16 protein-coding genes are annotated in these 18,208 nt (G+C 68.1%); 2 read left to right on the top strand and 14 right to left on the bottom strand.

Annotation, left to right across the window (positions count from 1 at the left end; genetic code table 11):
- Nucleotides 1-20: 20 nt before the first annotated feature.
- The 10 genes from ACMGRF_RS19100 to glnA all read right to left on the bottom strand — a co-directional run bounded on the left by ACMGRF_RS19100 (nt 21) and on the right by glnA (nt 11,517).
- Nucleotides 21-590 (bottom strand): superoxide dismutase family protein, encoded by a 570-nt coding sequence (locus ACMGRF_RS19100; protein WP_049439225.1) that lies wholly within the window; start codon nt 588-590, stop codon nt 21-23.
- Nucleotides 591-683: 93 nt separating this feature from the next.
- Nucleotides 684-2,132, bottom strand: a complete 1,449-nt coding sequence (gene ntrC, locus ACMGRF_RS19095; RefSeq protein ID WP_049416552.1) for a nitrogen regulation protein NR(I) — start codon at nt 2,130-2,132, stop codon at nt 684-686.
- A complete protein-coding gene (locus tag ACMGRF_RS19090; protein ID WP_414485483.1) occupies nt 2,125-3,186 on the bottom strand; it encodes a two-component system sensor histidine kinase NtrB in 1,062 nt (353 codons plus the stop codon). Before ACMGRF_RS19090 ends, ntrC begins: the two co-directional genes overlap by 8 nt.
- A gap of 171 nt (nt 3,187-3,357) precedes the next feature.
- Nucleotides 3,358-5,403, bottom strand: coding sequence for a TonB-dependent receptor (locus tag ACMGRF_RS19085; RefSeq protein ID WP_414485482.1), 2,046 nt, complete (start codon nt 5,401-5,403; stop codon nt 3,358-3,360).
- 103 nt (nt 5,404-5,506) lie between these two features.
- Nucleotides 5,507-5,821, bottom strand: coding sequence for a hypothetical protein (locus tag ACMGRF_RS19080; RefSeq protein ID WP_008268793.1), 315 nt, complete (start codon nt 5,819-5,821; stop codon nt 5,507-5,509).
- Nucleotides 5,822-5,928: 107 nt separating this feature from the next.
- Nucleotides 5,929-7,095: a murein transglycosylase A gene (locus ACMGRF_RS19075; RefSeq protein ID WP_111191727.1), complete on the bottom strand. Its 1,167-nt coding sequence runs from the start codon at nt 7,093-7,095 to the stop codon at nt 5,929-5,931.
- Nucleotides 7,096-7,162: 67 nt separating this feature from the next.
- Entirely contained in the window at nt 7,163-7,909 is a 747-nt protein-coding gene (locus ACMGRF_RS19070) for an N-acetylmuramoyl-L-alanine amidase (protein ID WP_111191716.1), read from the bottom strand.
- An 86-nt stretch (nt 7,910-7,995) separates the two neighbouring features.
- Complete coding sequence (locus ACMGRF_RS19065) at nt 7,996-9,426, bottom strand: ammonium transporter (protein ID WP_049439776.1); 1,431 nt, start codon at nt 9,424-9,426, stop codon at nt 7,996-7,998.
- A 21-nt stretch (nt 9,427-9,447) separates the two neighbouring features.
- Complete coding sequence (locus tag ACMGRF_RS19060; RefSeq protein ID WP_004134334.1) at nt 9,448-9,786, bottom strand: P-II family nitrogen regulator; 339 nt, start codon at nt 9,784-9,786, stop codon at nt 9,448-9,450.
- 321 nt (nt 9,787-10,107) lie between these two features.
- Nucleotides 10,108-11,517 (bottom strand): type I glutamate--ammonia ligase, encoded by a 1,410-nt coding sequence (gene glnA, locus ACMGRF_RS19055; protein WP_019661939.1) that lies wholly within the window; start codon nt 11,515-11,517, stop codon nt 10,108-10,110.
- Nucleotides 11,518-11,741: 224 nt separating this feature from the next.
- On the opposite strand from glnA, the gene ACMGRF_RS19050 reads away from it, so the two are divergent.
- Both ACMGRF_RS19050 and ACMGRF_RS19045 read left to right on the top strand, forming a co-directional pair.
- Nucleotides 11,742-12,536 carry an undecaprenyl-diphosphate phosphatase gene (locus ACMGRF_RS19050; RefSeq protein ID WP_049414464.1) on the top strand — a complete coding sequence of 265 codons (795 nt, stop codon included), beginning with the start codon at nt 11,742-11,744 and terminating at the stop codon, nt 12,534-12,536.
- 73 nt (nt 12,537-12,609) lie between these two features.
- Nucleotides 12,610-13,434 carry an META and DUF4377 domain-containing protein gene (locus tag ACMGRF_RS19045; protein WP_049414463.1) on the top strand — a complete coding sequence of 275 codons (825 nt, stop codon included), beginning with the start codon at nt 12,610-12,612 and terminating at the stop codon, nt 13,432-13,434.
- A gap of 157 nt (nt 13,435-13,591) precedes the next feature.
- On the opposite strand, the gene ACMGRF_RS19040 is transcribed toward ACMGRF_RS19045, so the two are convergent.
- From ACMGRF_RS19040 to ACMGRF_RS19025, 4 genes are read right to left on the bottom strand one after another with little or no spacing between them, the layout of a single operon-like run.
- Nucleotides 13,592-14,203: a YbhB/YbcL family Raf kinase inhibitor-like protein gene (locus tag ACMGRF_RS19040; RefSeq protein ID WP_049414462.1), complete on the bottom strand. Its 612-nt coding sequence runs from the start codon at nt 14,201-14,203 to the stop codon at nt 13,592-13,594.
- 10 nt (nt 14,204-14,213) lie between these two features.
- Nucleotides 14,214-16,283 carry a tetratricopeptide repeat protein gene (locus tag ACMGRF_RS19035; protein WP_414485481.1) on the bottom strand — a complete coding sequence of 690 codons (2,070 nt, stop codon included), beginning with the start codon at nt 16,281-16,283 and terminating at the stop codon, nt 14,214-14,216.
- Between the two features lie 56 nt (nt 16,284-16,339).
- The gene (locus tag ACMGRF_RS19030; protein ID WP_049414470.1) at nt 16,340-17,329 is read right to left on the bottom strand and encodes a YheT family hydrolase; all 990 of its coding nucleotides are present in this window, start codon (nt 17,327-17,329) and stop codon (nt 16,340-16,342) included.
- A gap of 52 nt (nt 17,330-17,381) precedes the next feature.
- Entirely contained in the window at nt 17,382-18,173 is a 792-nt protein-coding gene (locus ACMGRF_RS19025) for a lysophospholipid acyltransferase family protein (protein ID WP_032954710.1), read from the bottom strand.
- Between the last annotated feature and the right edge of the window lie 35 nt (nt 18,174-18,208).

The raw sequence follows: 18,208 nt of genomic DNA, 5'->3' as shown, positions 1-18,208 counted from the left end.
CTCGATGATGCCTGCAGTGATCAGCGGACGACCCGGATCACGCCACAGGCGATGCGGACGCCGGCATTGCCGGCGGGCTGGCTGCGATAGTCGTCGGCGTTGGCATGCACGACCAGTGCGCGTCCGGCGATATCGGTGGCGGCGCCTCCGCCAAGGGTAACCCCCTTGAGGTGGATATCGACGTTGGCGCGGCCCTGGGCATCGGCACGCAGATTGTCCATGTCGCCCAGGTGGTGCTTGCCGGTGCCGGCGCGGCCATGCGCAGCGCCACCGGGATTGAAGTGATTGCCGGCACTGCTGGCATCCACCGCACTGCAGTCGCCGCGCTCATGGATGTGGAAGCCGGCCTGCTGCATCGGCTGCAGGCCACCGACCAGGCCGGTGATGTGGATGCCACCGGGTTCCACCATCAGCGCGATGCGGCCACTGACGATGCTGGCCGAGGCCGGCGCGAGATTGGCCTCGCCCTGCTTCGCAGCACTGACCACGGTCGGCGGAGGCGGCGTGGGCTCAGCCTTCTTCGGCGCACTGCCACAGGCAGACAGCAGCACGGCGGCGGACAACGGGAGGATGGCAAAGGACAGACGCATCGAAGACTCCTTGCAGGTGACACTAAGCATTGCATCGTCCATGAACGATCAACGGTTCGGCAAGCGGGCGCGAGGATCGCGTGCAGGGACCGTTCAATGGCCCCCGCGGCGGCGCCCGGCGCCCAGCTTGCGGGTAAGCGTATTGCGGCCCAGGCCCAGGCGGGCAGCGGCTTCGGCGCGGCGGCCATGGGTAATCTGAAGCGCCGCCTCCAGCAGCGCATGGTCGACCCGCTCGCGCACCTGCGCATGCAGCCCTTCCACGCCTTCGGCCAGCTGGCGGCGCGCCCATTCGGCCAGCAGCGCTTCCCACTGGCCTGGATCGGCAGCGCTGATGCTGCCGCGACGGCCCCGCGTACGGTTCAGCGCGGTATCGACGTCGGCCACGCCGATGGTGTCAGCGGCGGCCAGCGCGGCCATCCGCCAGCACACGTTTTCCAGTTCGCGCACGTTGCCGGGCCAGTCGTGTTCGCGCAGCGCCTGCAGGGCCGCGGCGGTGAGGCGCTTCGGTGGCGTGTCCAGCCTGCGTGCGGCGGCGGCCAGGAAGGTGCTGGCCAGCTGCGCGATGTCCTCGCGGCGCTCGCGCAGCGGCGGCAGCTGCAGGCGCACCACGTCCAGGCGATGCAGCAGGTCGGCACGGAACTTCCCCTGTGCGACCAGCCCTTCCAGGTCCTGGTGGGTGGCGGCGACCACGCGCACATCGACGCGGATCAGTTCGCGGCCGCCGACGCGGAAGAACTCGCCCTGCGCCAGCACGCGCAGCAACCGGGTCTGCAACGGCAGCGGCATGTCGCCGATCTCATCAAGGAACAGCGTGCCCCCGTTGGCCTGCTCGAAGCGGCCAATATGGCGGCGCTGCGCACCGGTGAAGGCACCGGCCTCGTGGCCGAACAACTCGCTTTCCAGCAGCTCGGATGGGATTGCAGCGGTGTTGAGCGCGACGAACGGACCCTGCGCGCGCGGCGATTCGCGATGCAACGCATTGGCCACCAGCTCCTTGCCGGTGCCGGTCTCGCCGGTGATCAGCACCGCCAGCGGTGCCTGCGCCAGGCGACCGATGGCGCGGAACAGCGCGCGCATCGGCGGTGTATCACCGACCAGCTGCGGCGGCTGGTCGCTGCCGGTTTCGAGCGCAGGGGTGGGCGCTGCCATGGCCGGTGCAACCGCCGGCAGCACGCGTTGCGCCAACGCCACCGCATCGTCCAGGTCGAACGGCTTGGACAGGAATTCATGCGCGCCGCCGCGGAACGCGCCGGCCGTGCTGGCGACATCCGTGTAGGCCGACATCACCACCACCGGCAGCTGCGGCAGCGCGGCCTTGAGCTTGTCCAGCAGCACCAGGCCATCGTCGCCGGGCATGCGCACATCGGTGAACAGCAGGGCCGGCGGCGGGCCCTCGCTCAACGCCTGCAGGGCCGGGGCGGCGCTGTCGAAATCGACGACCTGGTAACCCGCCTCGCGCAGCGCGGTGCACAGCACGAAGCGCACGGCACGGTCATCGTCGACCACCCAGATGCGCTGCGCGGTGGTGGGGGACTCAGACATCGCGCGGGGCCTCCTCGGCCGGAGCGGCGCCGTTGCCGATCGGCAACAGCAGGGTGAACACGGTATGGCCCGGACGCGAGCGGTAGGTCAGCGTGCCGCGATGCTCGCGTGCCACCTGCTGGGCCAATGCCAGGCCGAGTCCAGTGCCTTCGGCACGGCCACTGACCAGCGGCAGGAACAGGTGTTCGGCCAGTTCCTCGGGCACGCCACGGCCGTCGTCAGCGATTTCCAGGCGCAAGGCCAACGTGTGCAGGTGTTCGGCGATGCGCACGCCATGCTCCACGCGGGTGCGCAGGGTGATGCTGCCGGCACCGGCCTGGATCGCGTTGCGCACCAGGTTCCACACCGCCTGGGTGAGGCGGTCGACGTCGCCATGGAACTCGGGAATGCTGGGGTCGTAGTCGCGCTGCAGGCGTACCGCCCAGCCGGCCTCGTTCTCGGCCAGGCGCAGCACGCGCTCGAGCGCGGCATGGATGTTCAGTTCGGCGTGGGGTGCGGCCGGGGCCGGCGACAGCAGCTGGTCGAGCAGGCCGTTGAGACGTTCGATCTCCGAGCCGATCAGCTCGATCAGTTCGCGTTCGCTGGCATCGCGCTGTGCGGCCCGGCGGGCCAGCAGCTGGGCCGCGCCCTTCAACCCGGCCAGCGGGTTGCGCAGCTCATGGGCCAGCCCCTTCAGCGCTGCACTGAGCGCGCTGGGCAGGGCCTGGGTCGGGTCGAGCCCGGGGAATTCATCGACCGGATGCGCCTCCAGCAACCAGCCGCCATCGTCGCGCCGGCTCATCCAGCCCTCGGCGAAGCGCGGCGCCTCGCCGGGCACCGCCAGCGCCAGCCGGTTCAGGCGCAGACTGTCGCGCTCATCGCGTGCCAGGAAGTGGGCCAGGGCTTCGCCCTGCACTTCCAGTGCGGCCAGTGGCTGGCCCAGCAGGCGGCGACCGCTGACGCCCAGCCAGCGCCCGAAGGCCGGGTTGCAGCCGATGATGCGGCCATCGGCCCCGGCCCAGGCCAGCGGCGTGCCCAGGGCATCGAGGGACGGCGGGGGTGCGGGGTCGGACATTGCACCAATGTAGTGCAAAACGCGGGGTTCGGGGTCAGAGCCCTTTCCTCGCGGAAAGGGATCTGACCGCAGGCGCTGCGGGGTCCGGGGTCGGATCCCTTTCCGCCTGGAAAGGGCTCTGACCCCTGCCGCAGGTCGAGCAAGCTCGACCACTACCAGATGCGTGGCCGGTTACAGCTTCATGTTGAGGCCGACGAACACGCTGCGACCCGGGGCCGGCGAGAACATCGGGCGGGCGCTGTCCCAGAAGAAGCTGTCGTACCAGGCGTAGGCGTACTCGCGGCCGGTAACGTTCTTCAGCTGCAGGTCCACGCTGAAACGCGGGGTGAGTTGGTAGGCCGCGCTGAGGTCGAGCACGGCGAAGCCTCCGAACTTGCCGGCCACGTTGCGCTCTTCCAGGTAGTAATCACCCTGTGCACGCGCCTGCAGGCCCAGCCGCAGCGCATCCGTGGCGCGGTAGTCCACGCCCAGATTGCTGATGTGGCGCGGGGTGGCGGCCACTTCCCGGCCCTGCAGGGAAATGCTGGCATCGCGGTCGTCGCGGGTGATCTTCGCTTCCTGGTAGGCGTGCGACGCCCATACCGTCCAGTCGTCGCCCAGTTGCAGGCTCAGCTGCGCATCCACGCCGCGCCGGCGGGTCTTGCCCAGGGTGACCGTGGTGCCGGTGGCCGGCATGTTGGACACCTCGTTTTCCGCGTCCTGCTGCCACACCGCGAGGCGTGCCTGGCTGCCGGCAAACGGCTGGAATTTCAGGCCCAGCTCCATGCCGGTGTTGGTGGACGGCTGCATCGGTGCCTGTCCCGGGGTGAGGTAGGCCGGTGCGGTAGACCCGGTCAGCACCTGGAAGGTGCGGCCCCAGTTCGCGTAGACGTGAGTGGTCTGGCCCAGGCTGTGGATGATGCTCAGCTTGGGCTGGCCGATGCTGCCGTAATCCTGCAGCCGAGCGGTGATGCCGTTCATCAGGTGCGTGCGGCCACTGAAACGGTCGACGCGGTAGGCCGGCACGATCTTCCAGGCCTCGACCGGCTGGTAGATGGCCTGTACGTAGGCACCCCAGTTGTCGAAGCTGTGGCGATCGTTGTTCTGCACCCGCGCCGGGGGCTGGCCGAAATCAGTGGGTTCGGCGTAGGCGTAGCGCTCGCGGAGGTAGCCGTTGTCCTGCTGCTCGTAGTTCAGGCCGCCCTCGACAGTAAGCGTGGGGCTGGCCTGCCAGGTCAGCGTGCTGAGCAGGCCATGCTGCCGCTCGTCCCACACGCGGCGCTGGCGCGGCAGGTTGCCGGTGGGCAGGTCGCTGAAGGTCACGCGGCGGTCGTCTTCATAGCGGTTGTAGTACAGCCGCGTGCCGAAGGTGAGCGCGTCGGACAGCTTCAGGTCGAGGTGCACGGCGATCTGGCGCATGTCGCGGTCATCGCCATCGTTGCCGTTGCGCAGGTCGCTGCCACGGCGATGCGTGCGCAGCTCGTCGGCGGTCATGAAGCCGGGTTCGTCGGCTTCGTGGTGGTACGCGCGCGCGGTCAGTCCCACGCGCAGGCCGTCGTCCAGCGAGCCGTAGAACCACTTGCCGCCCAGCGAATATTTCTTCGAGGTGTCGTGGTCGCGGTAGCCGTCGCTGGCCTGGGTGCCGACGAAATAGTTCTGCGCGAAGCCATTGGCTTCACGGCCGACTGCCAGCTGCGCATCGCGGGTGTTATAGCTGCCGTAGGCCAGCCGCGCATCGGTGTAGCTGCCGCCCTGGCGCGTGCCGAAGTTCACGTTGCCGCCGATGTTGTGCAGGCCGTAGCGCGGGTCGTTGGTACCACGCACCACTTCGATGTAGCTGATGTCCAGCGGAAACAGCATGTCGATGAAGCGCTGGTTGCCGCTGTTGACGTTGCTGGGGATGCCGTCGATCAGCGTCTTGATGGCGTTGAGGTAGCCCTCGCCGTTGAAGGCGCGGAAGCTGACCTTGCCCGATTCGGCGCCCTGCCGGGTTTCGGTGAGCTGGATGCCGGGCATCTGCCCGAGCAGTTCCCAGCTGTGCGAGACGTTGCGGCTTTCGATCTGGTCTGCACCCAGCACGTCCACCGAGGTCAACACCTGGTGCGCGCTGAGCTGGCCTTCGCCGTGCTGATGTACCTGCACCTTGCCGAGGGTGAGCGCGGCGTCGGCAGACTGTGCGAGTGCTTCAGGGGCGAACGGTGCGGCCGCGAGGGCGGCCACCAGGGTGGGAGTCTTCATGGGAAGGGGCGGTTACGGTGAAATGTAATCATATAACATTTCACACGCCCGCTTTTGCAGCGTCGAGCAAGGCTCGGCGCTGCAAGGGCGGGTGCCGGGGGGATTACACCGGGTAGCCGGTGGCTTCCCGGGCCTTCTTCCAGGCGCTTTCGAATTCGCGCGCGGAGATTTCGTCGTCCTCGTCGAAATCCAGGAACGACACCGGCTGGTCGGCCAGCAGGAAGCGGTCGTCGCTGTGGGCATGCTCGTCGGCCCAGACCATCTTGGTGCCGTAGATTTCCACCTGCCGCACGATCTTCTCGCCGCGCGCTTCCATCAGCACGTTGCCCTTGCCCAGGCCCGATTCGGCCCAGTGCTTGTAGTACTTCTTTGCGGCGGATTTCGCGCCGGATCTTGCGTTGTGCTTTGCGTAGGTCATTGCAGGAGCCCTGGCCGCAGGCGCGGCCGGAAAGTACGGAATGGCGCCATTATCAGGCATCCGGGGTCAGAGCCCTTCCCTTTGGAAGGGATCCGACCCCTGCTGCTTCAGTTCGGCAGGGGCACGCCCTTCGGCCACAGCATCCAGATGTTGCCCTTCTGCTTCATGTCGCCAGCCAGCTTGCCGGCGGCATCGCCGCTGCCCCAGTACAGGTCGGCGCGCACTTCGCCGGCAATGGCGCCGCCGGTGTCCTGCGCGGCCACCGGGCGCACCACCGGGCTGCCGTCCGGGCGCGTGGTGGACAGCCACAGCAGGCTGCCCAGTGGCACCACGGTACGATCAACCGCCACGCTGTAGCCGGCGGTGAGCGGCACGTTCAGCGAACCGCGCGGGCCCTCCGGGCTGTCCGGGTTGCGCACGAAGAACACGTAGCTGGGGTTGCTGCGCAGCAGCTCAGGCACCCGCGCGGGATTGGCCCGGGCCCAGCTGCGGATCGCGTCCATGGTGACGTCTTCCTTCTTCAGCTGACCCTGGTCCACCAGCCAGCGACCGATGGCGCGGTAGGGGTGTCCGTTCTGCTCTGCGTAGGCCAGCCGAATCTGCGTGCCGTCGCCCAGGCGCACGCGGCCGGACCCCTGGATCTGCAGCAGCTGCAGGTCCATCGGGTCGGTCAGCCAGGCCAGTACCGGCGCCTTGGCGCCCTTGCTGGCGATGGTGCCGGCATCGTCATAGGGCTTGAGCACCTTGCCTTCGACGCGCCCGCGCAGGCGCTTGCCCTTCAGTTCCGGGTAGAGGCTGTCCAGCTGCACCACGATCAGATCATCGGGCGTGCCGTAGACCGGTACCGTCGCCTTGTCGGTGCGGGTCAGGCTGCCGGGGTAGATCGGCTCGTAGTAGCCGGTAATCAACCCGTCGGCCTGATGGCCACCGGCACGCAGCGCGTAGGCATCGAGGTCGCGCTGCAGGAACTGGCGGATCGCGGCCGGGTCCTTGTCTGATACCGCGGCGGCGGTGGCGCAGGGTTTGGCCCAGACCGCGTCGTTTTTCAGGCGGGCGCAGCTGCTGCGCCAAGCCACGAAGCCGGCCTGCAGATCGCTGTCGGAGACCGCTGGCAGGGCTTTCCAGTCGACCTTGGCGTAGGTGGCCGCCGGCGGCGAGGTCGGCGTGGGCGCTTCGGAGCCCGTGCGGGGAGCGGTGGTGGCGCAACCGGCGAGCACCGCCGCTGCCAACAGGGTCCAGTGCTTGCGCTTGAAGAACGTAGCGGAATCGATCATGCCGCCATGGTGGAGTGCCGGCCGCTGGGCGGCAACCCAGCGCGGGGTCAAGCGTTCATGCGCGGGGTCACGGTATCTGCAGCAGCAACGAATGCAGGATGCGCGCGTCCTCGGCATCCAGTGTCTTCGGCAGGTCGTCGCGGCCACGGAAGCGGCGATGGAACGCGGCGACGGTGGCCTCGCGGTTGCCGAGCGGGTAACCGAAGCGCGCCAGCGCATTCCACGCGTCGAAACCCTCCGGTGCCGCGCCGTCGGCCGCGCGCGGCCAGACGCCGAAGCCGGCCTCGGCCAACTGCTGCCAGGGGAAGAAGCGGCTCGGATCCTGCTTGCGCGTCGGCGCCAGATCGGCGTGGCCAATCACCTGGCGCGGTGGGATGTTCAGGCGGGTGGTGAGGTCGCGCAGCAGCAGGACCAGTGATTCGATCTGTGCCGCACTGAACGGGCTGCGGCCATCGTTGTCGAGCTCGATACCGATCGAAGCCGAGTTGAGATCGGTGATGGTGCCCCAGCGCCCGGCGCCAGCGTGCCAGGCGCGGCGCTCATCGGCCACCAGCTGGTAACGATGGCCATCGGCGCCGATCAGGTAGTGCGCACTGACCGGCCCACCGCTGTTGGCCGTGCGCAACGTATGCAGGCTCTGCTGCACCGATTTCTGCTCGGTGTGGTGGATGACGATGATGACCGGCGTGCGCGCGTTCTGGTTGGGTGACGGCACCCAGGTGGCGAGCGGGTTGCGCGTCTCTCGTGGCGTGAAAGCGCAGGCGGCCAGCAGCAGGCAGGCCGAGAGCATCACAGTGGTGCGGATCGGTTGCATGGCCTGATTGTGCGCGATTGCGCTTGATGATGCATACCAGGGTGCCGACCAACGGTCGGCACCCACCACGTCAGTACGCCGCTACCTCAGGCCTCGTAGGCAGACTCGCCGTGCGAAGTCACATCCAGGCCGGTGCGTTCGGCCTCTTCGGTCACGCGCAGGCCGACCACGACCTTGACCATCAGCAGGATGACCGCGGTCACCACCGCCGACCACAGTACGGTCAGGCCGACGCTGACCACCTGCACCCACACCTGGTGGGCAATATCCAGATCGGCCTTGGTACCGCCCAGCGACTGTGCACTGAACACGCCGGTGAGGATCGCGCCGACGATGCCGCCGACACCATGCACACCGAACACGTCGGCCGTGTCGTCCACTTTCAGCAGGCGCTTGAGACCGGTCACGCCCCACACGCAGACCACGCCGGCGACGAAGCCGATCACGATCGCGCCAAGCGGCCCGACGGTGCCACAGGCCGGGGTGATGCCGACCAGGCCGGCCACCGCACCCGACGCCGCACCCAGTGCCGACGGCTTGCCCTTGCCGATCGCTTCCACCAGGGTCCAGCCGAGCACGGCGGCGGCGGTGGCCAGCACGGTATTGAGGAAGGCCAGCGAGGCCACCGTATCGGCCGCAGCGGCGGAACCGGCATTGAAGCCGAACCAGCCCACCCACAGCAGCATGGCGCCGATGTAGGTAAACGGTACGTTGTGCGGCTTCAGCGCGGTCTGGCCGTAGCCCAGGCGCTTGCCGACGAACCACGCGCCAACCAGGCCGGCCACGCCCGCGTTGATGTGGACCACGGTGCCACCGGCGAAGTCGATCGCGCCCAGTTCACCCAGGTAGCCGCCGCCCCAGACGATGTGTGCCATCGGGATGTAGCTGAGGGTGAACCACAGCGCCGAGAACAGCAGCACCGCGCGGAACTTGATGCGCTCGGCGAATGCGCCGACGATCAGCGCGGTGGTGATGCCGGCGAAGGTCGACTGGAAGGCGACGAACAGGTAGTCCGGCAGGCCCTTGATCGGCGTGTTGCCCACCGAGTCGGGCGTGAAGCCCTTGAGGAAGGCGAATTCGGTGAACGAACCGAAGAATGGATTGCCCGCGCTGAACACCGCGCTGTAGCCGTAGGACACCCACAGCAGCAGCACCAGCGAGAACACCACCAGGATCTGGCTGAGCACCGACAGCACATTCTTCGAACGCACCAGTCCGCCGTAGAACAGGGCCAGGCCCGGCACCACCATCAGCAGCACCAGCAACGTGGAGGTGAGCATCCAGGCGACGTCGCCACGATCGTAGGCGGCGGCCGCTTCGGCCACGGCCGGCGCAGCGGCGCTGGCGGCCGGATCGTGCAGCGGCTCGACCGCAACGGTTTCGCTCGGCAGCGGCGACACCTGTGCCTGGGCATGGGCGCTGCCCGGCCACGCACCTGCAGCCAGCGCGCTGAGCAGCATCAACAGGCACACCAGGTGGAACCGGGCCTGCCACCCGGTGAGAAGGCGCATCTTCATTGGGGAGTCTCCGGAAGGGGGTTACAGCGCGTCGGCACCGATTTCGCCGGTGCGGATGCGGATGACCTGTTCGACGGCGGTGACGAAGATCTTGCCGTCACCGATCTTGCCGGTGCCTGCCGACGACTGGATCGCTTCGATCACCGCGTCGGCACGCTCGTCGGTGACCACCGTTTCGATCTTGATCTTGGGCAGGAAATCGACGACGTACTCGGCGCCGCGATACAGCTCGGTGTGGCCCTTCTGGCGACCGAAACCTTTCACTTCGGTCACGGTGATGCCCGACACGCCTGCATCGGACAGGGCCTCGCGGACCTCGTCGAGCTTGAACGGTCGGATGATGGCGGAGATCAGTTTCATGCGCATGTCCCGATGGTGGATGGGGCCAGCGCGCCAGCGCGCGTTGGCATCAGGCAACCACAGGTCATCAGGGTGATGACCGTGGCTGTTGCACCGGACACGTACAGGGCCGGGACGGCCGTGCCTCTCTCCTTGCACGACCGACGCGGGAGGGAGGGCGGCCCTGGTCGCGTATCCGGTCTCTCTCTTGCCCCTGGGGTGGGGTCAGAGCCCTTTCGCGGCGCGAAACGGATCTGACCCCCTACAACCGCGGCTCCCCAGCCGCGAAAACGGAAGCGATGGCGGCGGGTGGGAGGGGGAACCCACCGCCATCGCGTCCGGTCAGCTGGCGTAGTACAGTTGGTATTCCAGCGGGTGGGTGGCCGCGCGGAACTTGGTCACTTCCTGCATCTTCAGCGCGATGTAGCCGTCGATGAAGTCATCGCTCATCACGCCGCCGGCCTTGAGGAACTCGCGGTCCTTGTCCAGCGCTTCCAGCGCCTGGTCCAGCGAGGAGCAGACCTGCGGGATCAGCTTCTCTTCTTCCGGCGGCAGGTCGTACAGGTCCTTGTCGCTCGGTGCACCCGGGTCGATCTGGTTCTTGATGCCGTCCAGGCCGGCCATCATCAGCGCGGTGAAGGTCAGGTAGCCGGACTGGATCGGATCCGGGAAGCGCATTTCGATGCGGCGCGCCTTCGGGTTGGAGACCCACGGAATACGGCACGACGCCGAACGGTTGCGGGCCGAATAGGCCAGCATCACCGGCGCCTCGAAGCCCGGCACCAGGCGCTTGTAGCTGTTGGTGCCCGAGTTGGCGAAGGCATTGATGGCCTTGGCATGCTTGAAGATGCCGCCGATGTACCACAGCGCCAGCTGGCTCAGGCCACCGTAGCCGTCACCGGAGAACAGGTTGGTGCCGCCCTTGGACAGCGACTGGTGCACATGCATGCCGCTGCCGTTGTCGCCGACGATCGGCTTGGGCATGAAGGTGACGGTCTTGCCGTTGCGGTGCGCGACGTTCTTGATGACGTACTTCATGCGCAGCAGCTCGTCGGCCTTCTGCACCAGGGTGCTGAACTTGGTGCCGATCTCGCACTGGCCGGCGGTGGCCACTTCGTGGTGCTGCACTTCCACTTCGATGCCGACCTGTTCCAGGGTCTTGCACATCTCGGCGCGCAGGTCGTGCAGGGTGTCGGTCGGCGGAACCGGGAAGTAGCCGCCCTTCACGCCGGGACGGTAGCCGCTGTTGGCGCCGTCATACTTGGCGCCGCTGTTCCACGCCGCTTCTTCCGAGTCGACCTTGAAGAAGGTGTTGCCCATTTCGTTGGCGAAACGGACCGAGTCGAAGATGAAGAATTCCGGCTCCGGGCCGAAGAACGCGGTTTCGGCGATGCCGGAGGACTTCAGGTAGGCCTCGGCACGCTTGGCGATGCCGCGCGGGCAGCGGCCATAGGCCTGCATGGTGGCCGGATCGAGGATGTCACAGCTGATCACCAGGGTCGGATCGGCGTAGAACGGATCAACGTAGGCGCTGGACGGGTCCGGCAGCAGCACCATGTCCGATTCGTTGATGCCCTTCCAGCCGGCGATCGAGCTGCCGTCGAACATCTTGCCTTCTTCGAACAGCGACGGTTCGACGATGCTGACCGGGAAGGTGACGTGCTGCTCGACGCCACGCATGTCCACGAAACGCAGATCGACGAACTCGATCTGGTTGTCCTTGATCAGCTTCTCAACGTTTTCCACGGACATCGGTACGACCTCGGATGGGGATGAATGCCTGCTGAGGTACAGCAATGACCGTGCCAACTTTTCGAAGGCCGCAAGTCATTGATTTTTGGCCGAGCGCCCCGTACCGGTGCATTGCCCCGCGCACCAAACGGGTGCACTTGCCAACAGACGCACCCGTTTGGTGCAGCAGGGATCGTCTATCCTCTCGACCTTCTTCCTTCCTGCCGCGCGTGCCCGCACCGTCCATGTCCGACCTGCTCTCCGCCCTGCTGCTGGGCATCCTCGAAGGCTTGACCGAATTCCTGCCGATCTCCAGCACCGGCCACCTGCTCATCGCCCAACACTGGCTGGGTGCCCGCTCGGACTTCTTCAACATCGTCATCCAGGCCGGCGCGATCGTGGCCGTGGTGCTGGTGTTCCGCCAGCGCCTGCTGCAGCTGGCCACCGGCTTCAACCAGCGCGAGAACCGTGAGTACGTGTTCAAGCTGGGCGCTGCGTTCCTGGTTACCGCCGTGGTCGGCCTGGTGGTGCGCAAGGCCGGCTGGTCGCTGCCGGAGACGGTCAGCCCGGTGGCCTGGGCACTGATCATCGGTGGCGTCTGGATGCTGCTGGTGGAGGCCTACACCGCGCGGCTGCCCGATCGCGACCAGGTGACCTGGACAGTGGCGATCGGCGTGGGCCTGGCACAGGTCGTGGCCGGCGTGTTCCCCGGAACCTCGCGCTCGGCCTCGGCGATCTTCCTGGCCATGCTGCTGGGCCTGAGCCGTCGCGCCGCTGCCGCCGAGTTCGTGTTCCTGGTCGGCATTCCCACCATGTTCGCCGCCAGCGCCTACACCTTCCTGGAACTGGCCAGGGACGGGCAGCTGGGCAGCGAGAACTGGACCGAGGTGGGCGTGGCCTTCCTTGCCGCGGCCATCACCGGCTTCGTCGTAGTGAAGTGGCTGATGGGCTACATCAAGTCGCACAGGTTCACGGCCTTCGCCCTCTACCGCATCGCGCTGGGCGCGGCGCTGCTGCTGTGGCTGCCCTCTGGCAGCTGAACAGCACTGGGGCACGGTAACCCCATGGCCGGCCCCACCCCGTTTCCCCCACGGTTCCCCAAGGAGAATCACCATGAACCGCAAGCTCACCCTGCTCCTCCCGCTGGCCCTGATGGCCGCCTGCAGCCAGACCCCGGCCCCGGCCGGCACCGGCGGCGACGACGTGGCCCCGGCCGCAGCCAAGGCAGCAGATCAGCAGACGCTGGCGCACCTGGATGCGCAGCGCCTGCAGAGCCAGCACTGGCTGCTGCAGCAGGCCACCGGCGCCGACGGCAAGCGCATCGACGCGCTGTTCGCCCGCGAAGGCAAGCCGGTCACTCTGGACTTCGCTGACGGCCGCCTGTCGGTCAGCAACACCTGCAACCGCATGGGCGGCGGCTACACCCTGGCCGACGGCAAGCTGACGGTCAGTGCGATGGCCTCGACCATGATGGCCTGCACCGACAAGGCGCTGATGGCGCTGGACGAAGCCGTGTCGAGCCGCCTGCAGGGCGAACTGAAGGCCGAGCAGGATGCCGATGGCAAGCTGACCCTGACCAACGCCAAGGGCGACGTGCTGGTGTTCAACCCGGAACCGACCGCTGAAACCCGCTACGGCGGCGCCGGCGAAACCGTGTTCCTGGAAGTGGCCGCGAAGACGCAGAAGTGCTCGCACCCGCTGATTCCGGACTACCAGTGCCTGCAGGTGCGCGAAGTGAAGTTCGACGACAAGGGCCTGAAGCAGGGTGAGCCGGGCAAGTTCGAGAACTTCTACGGCAACATCGAGGGCTACACCCATGAAGACGGCGTGCGCAACGTGGTGCGCGTGAAGCGCTACGAAGTGAAGAATCCGCCGGCCGATGCGCCGTCGCAGGCGTATGTGCTGGACATGGTGGTCGAGTCGGCCATCGAGAAGTGATGCAGAGCCGACTGTCAGTCGGCTGATGGGTGGAGGGCGGCCGCAAGGCCGCCCTTCTTCGTTGTGGGTAGAGCCGGCCGCTGGCCGGCTGCCATGCGCGGATCCGGCAGCACACGGGCGTTGCCGGCCAGCGGCCGGCACGACCCGTTATGCCGCCTCAGCCCAGCGCCGGATTCAACGTGTAGGTGCCGTGCAGTGCCGCCTCGGCCAGCACGTGGCCGTGCATGGCGCGGTAGGCGTCGGCGGCGGTGAAGCGTGCCGGCAGCTGCAGCGACGCCACGTCCAGCGCGAACACGCGGAAGAAGTAGCGGTGCACGCGCTCGTCGTTGAACGGCGGGTAGGGGCCGTCGTAGCCCAGGTAGTCACCGGCCATGTCCGGGTTGCCGGCGAACCAGCCGGTGAAGTCGTTCAGGCCCTGGCGGCTGCCGGCCGGCCCGGCCGGCGTGGTCTTGCCCTTCACCACGAAGCCGTCGCTGCAGCTGCCTGCGGCGATCTCCTGCACCGAGGCCGGGATATCGGCCATCACCCAGTGCACGAAATCGCAGCGTGGCTGGTCGCGTGGCACGCTCATGTCGGTGCGGCCGACCGTCTCCGGCACGGTCGGCACGTCCGGATCGACGCATACCAGCAGGAACGAACGGGTGCCCTCCGGCACATCGCTCCAGGCCAGGTGCGGATTGCGGTCCGGTGCGAAGCCTGCGGCATCGCCGGCGGCGAATTCGCGGTCGATCGGTGCACCGTTGGTCAGGCTGTGGCTGCTCAGTTGCATCGGCGTGTCCTCACTCTTCCGGGTAACCCAGGCGCACCGCGATCGGGGTGAGCTTGGCGAAGGCGGCGCTCATCACGTCGCGGTAGTTGCGCCAGTGGCCCGGCGGGAAGCGCGGCGCGCCCAGCTGCGCGGCCGGCGGCATCGGCCGCTCGAACAGGCGGCCCAGCAGATCGGCCATCGCCTGCGGATCGTTGCCGATCTGGTCGATGCGCAGCAGCACCTGCGGGTACAGATCATCCTCGTGCAAAGCGGCGACCTGGGCCAGTGCGCGCGTCAGCCATTCGCTGGCTTCGGCCAGCGAGGTCATCGCCAGCGGCGCGGCCGCACCGTAGGCCACCCAGTCCAGCAGCATGTCGCGCGGGTCGCGCAGCACCACCAGCAGGCGGCCCTGCGGCAACTGCGGGCGCAGCGCCCACAGCAGCGCGTTGTCCCACCACAGCAGCCAGTCGATGATCGCGTCGTCCTGCACGCCGCGCGACGGCAGCTGTTCGCGCCAGCGCTGCACCAGCCGCTCCGGCGTCAGCACGCCCGAAGCGAGGTCCTGCAGCGTGTGGTAGTTCTGGAACGCGTCGTCGGGTGCGTTGGAGGTATAGCGGTCGCTGCGCAGCACCGGGCTGGCCGCGGCCAGGCCGGTCGCCACGCGCTCCACACCCGACCCCGGCGCCCCCCACAGGAAGATCGGCGCGGAAGTGGCATCACCGTCGATCTCGCCCTTGTCCGGCCAGCTCGGCGGTGCCTTGGCCTGCGGCGGCAGCGGCAGGCGCTGCGGGGCCTGGTCGGCCTGCAGGGCCAGCCAGGTCTGCAGTGCGTCTTCGTGCTGCCCGGCGCGATCCTGGATCTCGCCCAGCCAGGTGCGCAGGTCGGCGCGGTGGCCTTCCGGCGCCATGCCGATCAGCGCCTGCACGCGGGCGATGGCGGCCGCCGGATCGCGCTGCAGCAGGCCTTCGACCAGGCGGGTCTCGCCGCTGACGCGGCCCGGCTCGAGGCTGACGATACGCTCGGCGATCGCTTCGGCCTGCGCGTGTTCGCCCACCATGTCGTGCAGCCGCAGGCGCGCTTCCAGCGCCGGCAGGTGGCCCGGCATCGCGTCCATCCAGCGCTCGACCGTAGCGGCGGCGGTGGCACTGCCGACCTCCTCCACCGCCAGGCGTGCCAGCCACAGGTCGTGCAGCTGCGGGTGCTGCTCCAGGGCGGCATCCAGGCGTGCGCGGGCCTCGTCTTCGCGGCCCAGGCGCTGCCAGGACATCAGCAGCAGCTGCAACACATCGCGGTCGCCGGGCGCCGATTCCAGCAACGGCAGCAGGTGTTCCAGCGCCTGCAGCGGCTGGCCGCTGCGCAGCGCCAGTTCGCCGGCCAGGCGGCGCATCGACGGCGTATCCAGGCCTTTCTGCTGCAGCGCGATCTGCATCGCCTCCGCCGCAGCTTCCAGGTTGCCCTGGCGCATGGCCAGCTGCACCACCAGGCCATGCAACGAGGCGATGGTCGGGTTCAGTTCCAGCACGCGGCGGAACGCCTGCTCGGCGAAGGCCAGCATGTTCTTGCCCAGGTAGGCGAAGCCCAGTGCGTAAAGCACGCGGATGTCGTTGGGCAGGGCCTGGTTGGCGGCCGACAGCAGCGTCAGCGCGCGATCGGCATCATCGCGGCGCAGCGCGATCATGCCATCGATGGTCAGCAGCTCCGGGTGGTCCGGTTCGACGCGCGAGGCCAGCGTGGACAGGCGCTGCGCTTCATCGAAATCGTTGCGACCGATCGCCAGGTGGGCCTGCATCAGGTACGCGGCGAATGCGTTCGGGTCCAGCCCGGTGGTGCGCGTCAGTGCTTCGCCTGCGCCGTCGAACTGGCGCAGGGCCAGCAGCAGGCCGGCGTGCTGCAGGTGCAGCTGGGCATTGTCCGGGGCCAGCTGCAGCGCCTGCTGCAGGGCCTCCATCGCGTCCTCGGCCTTGCCCTGCTGCTGCAGCGCAAGCGCCAGCCAGCGGTGGGCCTCGGCCTGGCCGGGTTCATCACGGGTCCACGCCTGGGCCAGCTGCACGGCCTGGTCGGCCTCGTTCTGGCGCAACGCTTGGATGATCTGGTCTTGCATGGCGGTCCGGTTCAAGGGCAAACCCGCATTGTAGCGGCCTGCGCGCCCGTGCCGGTTCAGCCTTGCAGCACGCGCTGCAGGCGCTGCGCCACCCAGCGCTCGGAGAAGCCGTCACCGCGCCAGTTTTCCAGGAAGCCACAGTGTCCGCCCCAGCTGGCGGTTTCCAGGTGCGCCTGGTGCGGCAGCTGCCAGTCGCTGAAGGTCGCGTAGGGGATCACCGGGTCGTCCTGCGCCATCAGGATGTCGGCCGGCACCTGCAACGTGGACAGCCGATCGCCGGCAATCGAGTAGCCATCGAAATAGGCCTGCAACGAACCGAAACTGGTGTGGCGCTCGACCAGCCAGGCGGTCAGCGCGCGGATGTCCAGTTTCAGTACGCGGTCGTCGCAGTCGCTCAGTTCGGGGAACAGGTCGCGCTTGCGCCGCAGCGAACCGGCCCACTTGCGGCGGAAGTACCAGTCGTACATCGCCGGACCGTTCTCGATGTTCTCCATGGTCAAGCCTGGGTCCAGCACCGGGCATACCGACGCCACGCGCAGCAGCGGCACGCCGGCCGCCGGCGCGCGCAGGGCCAGGCGCAGCACGAAGTTGCCGCCCAGCGAGTAACCGGCGGCCACCAGCGGCAACTGCGGCCAGCGCTGGGCGATATCGCCCGCGGCATGCACCACTTCGTCGATCAGGTTGGAGTGGAAGATGCCGGGGTTGAGATGATGGGTATTGCCGTGGTCGCGGAAGTTCAGCCGCACCACGTCGAAGCCCTGTTCGAGCATGCGCGCGGCCGCCATGCGCATGTAGCTGGATTCGGCGCTGCCTTCCCAGCCGTGCAGCAGCAGGGCCATGCCCTTGGGTTCGCGGCCTTCGATGTGGCTGTGCCAGCCTTGCAGGCGCACGCCATCACCGCCGTCGAGGATCAGTTCTTCGCTGATCGCGCCGGTCGCGGCCAGCAGCAGCAGGCCGCGCTGCAGGCGCATGCGGCTGGAGCTGAGCATCGATTGCAGGTGCGGGTTGCGCAGCCAGCGCGGCGGCTGGTAGTCAGCCGCGTGCAACGTCGGCGTGCCGGCGTCCAGGACGGGTGGCGGGATCAGGGCCACCGCACCCTCACCCGGTGCTCATGGCCGCCACGATGCGCGCGCGCGACGTCTCCGCGATGCGCCGACGGCCTTCCAGGTCCTGCGCACCGATCGGTGCCAGGAAGTGCACTTCTGCACGCCGCGCCGGCTCACCGAGCAGGCGCAGGAAATTGGCGAAGAAGCTCTCACCGGGGCCGAACGCGACAATGGTCTGCGCATCGCCCTTGAGCCCGTACACCAGCGCCACCGGCTGCACCGGCACGCCGGTTTCAACCGCGGCCTGGAAGATGCGGGCATGGAACGGGCCTACTTCGTGGCCGCCGCGGGTGCGCCCTTCCGGGAACACGCCCACCGCCTTGCCTTCGCGCAGGCGGTCAGCCATCACCTGCATCACGCCACCGAGCGATTCGGTGTTGCCGCGCTGGTGGAAGATGGTCTGGCCACGCGCGGCCAGCCAGCCGACCAGCGGCCAGCTGGCGATCTCGCGCTTGGCGACAAAGCCCATCATGCGCTGGCTGTGCAGGATGCAGATGTCGACCCAGCTGACGTGGTTGGCGACGAACAGCACGGCGCCGGGCAGCGGCGTGCCAATCTGCACCAGGCGGAAGCCGAAGATCCACATCAGCCCCCCCTGCCACCAGTTGACCACTTTGGCCCCCAGGGTCGCCTCGCCCACGCGCAGTTCGCCCCACGGCCGAAGCATGCCGATCAGGATGAGCGGCAGGAACACGATGATGTGGACCAACAGCAGCGGTACGCGGTACAGGTAACGGCACACACGCGCCACGCCGCCGCGGGGGGCCGGAGTGGGGGAAGTCATCCGCGCACGATACCGGAGGGCCGTCATCGCTGCCA

The sequence above is a fragment of the Stenotrophomonas sp. EMP41 genome (assembly GCF_047495535.1).
GTDB classification, from domain to species: Bacteria; Pseudomonadota; Gammaproteobacteria; order Xanthomonadales; family Xanthomonadaceae; genus Stenotrophomonas; species Stenotrophomonas sepilia.
Note: the sequence above shows the minus strand (reverse complement) of the source record. Positions and strands in the feature narration are given on the sequence as shown.

Bases quoted from the DNA above. Each gene is read 5' to 3' on its own strand.
- glnA (WP_019661939.1), bottom strand. From the start codon at position 11,517: ATGTCCGTGGAAAACGTTGAGAAGCTGATCAAGGACAACCAGATCGAG.
- ntrC (WP_049416552.1), bottom strand. From the start codon at position 2,132: ATGTCTGAGTCCCCCACCACCGCGCAGCGCATCTGGGTGGTCGACGAT.
- ACMGRF_RS19090 (WP_414485483.1), bottom strand. From the start codon at position 3,186: ATGTCCGACCCCGCACCCCCGCCGTCCCTCGATGCCCTGGGCACGCCG.
- ACMGRF_RS19040 (WP_049414462.1), bottom strand. From the start codon at position 14,203: ATGCAACTGAGCAGCCACAGCCTGACCAACGGTGCACCGATCGACCGC.
- ACMGRF_RS19035 (WP_414485481.1), bottom strand. From the start codon at position 16,283: ATGCAAGACCAGATCATCCAAGCGTTGCGCCAGAACGAGGCCGACCAG.
- ACMGRF_RS19080 (WP_008268793.1), bottom strand. From the start codon at position 5,821: ATGACCTACGCAAAGCACAACGCAAGATCCGGCGCGAAATCCGCCGCA.
- ACMGRF_RS19025 (WP_032954710.1), bottom strand. From the start codon at position 18,173: ATGACTTCCCCCACTCCGGCCCCCCGCGGCGGCGTGGCGCGTGTGTGC.
- ACMGRF_RS19065 (WP_049439776.1), bottom strand. From the start codon at position 9,426: ATGAAGATGCGCCTTCTCACCGGGTGGCAGGCCCGGTTCCACCTGGTG.
- ACMGRF_RS19100 (WP_049439225.1), bottom strand. From the start codon at position 590: ATGCGTCTGTCCTTTGCCATCCTCCCGTTGTCCGCCGCCGTGCTGCTG.
- ACMGRF_RS19045 (WP_049414463.1), top strand. From the start codon at position 12,610: ATGAACCGCAAGCTCACCCTGCTCCTCCCGCTGGCCCTGATGGCCGCC.
- ACMGRF_RS19085 (WP_414485482.1), bottom strand. From the start codon at position 5,403: ATGAAGACTCCCACCCTGGTGGCCGCCCTCGCGGCCGCACCGTTCGCC.
- ACMGRF_RS19060 (WP_004134334.1), bottom strand. From the start codon at position 9,786: ATGAAACTGATCTCCGCCATCATCCGACCGTTCAAGCTCGACGAGGTC.
- ACMGRF_RS19070 (WP_111191716.1), bottom strand. From the start codon at position 7,909: ATGCAACCGATCCGCACCACTGTGATGCTCTCGGCCTGCCTGCTGCTG.
- ACMGRF_RS19075 (WP_111191727.1), bottom strand. From the start codon at position 7,095: ATGATCGATTCCGCTACGTTCTTCAAGCGCAAGCACTGGACCCTGTTG.
- ACMGRF_RS19050 (WP_049414464.1), top strand. From the start codon at position 11,742: ATGTCCGACCTGCTCTCCGCCCTGCTGCTGGGCATCCTCGAAGGCTTG.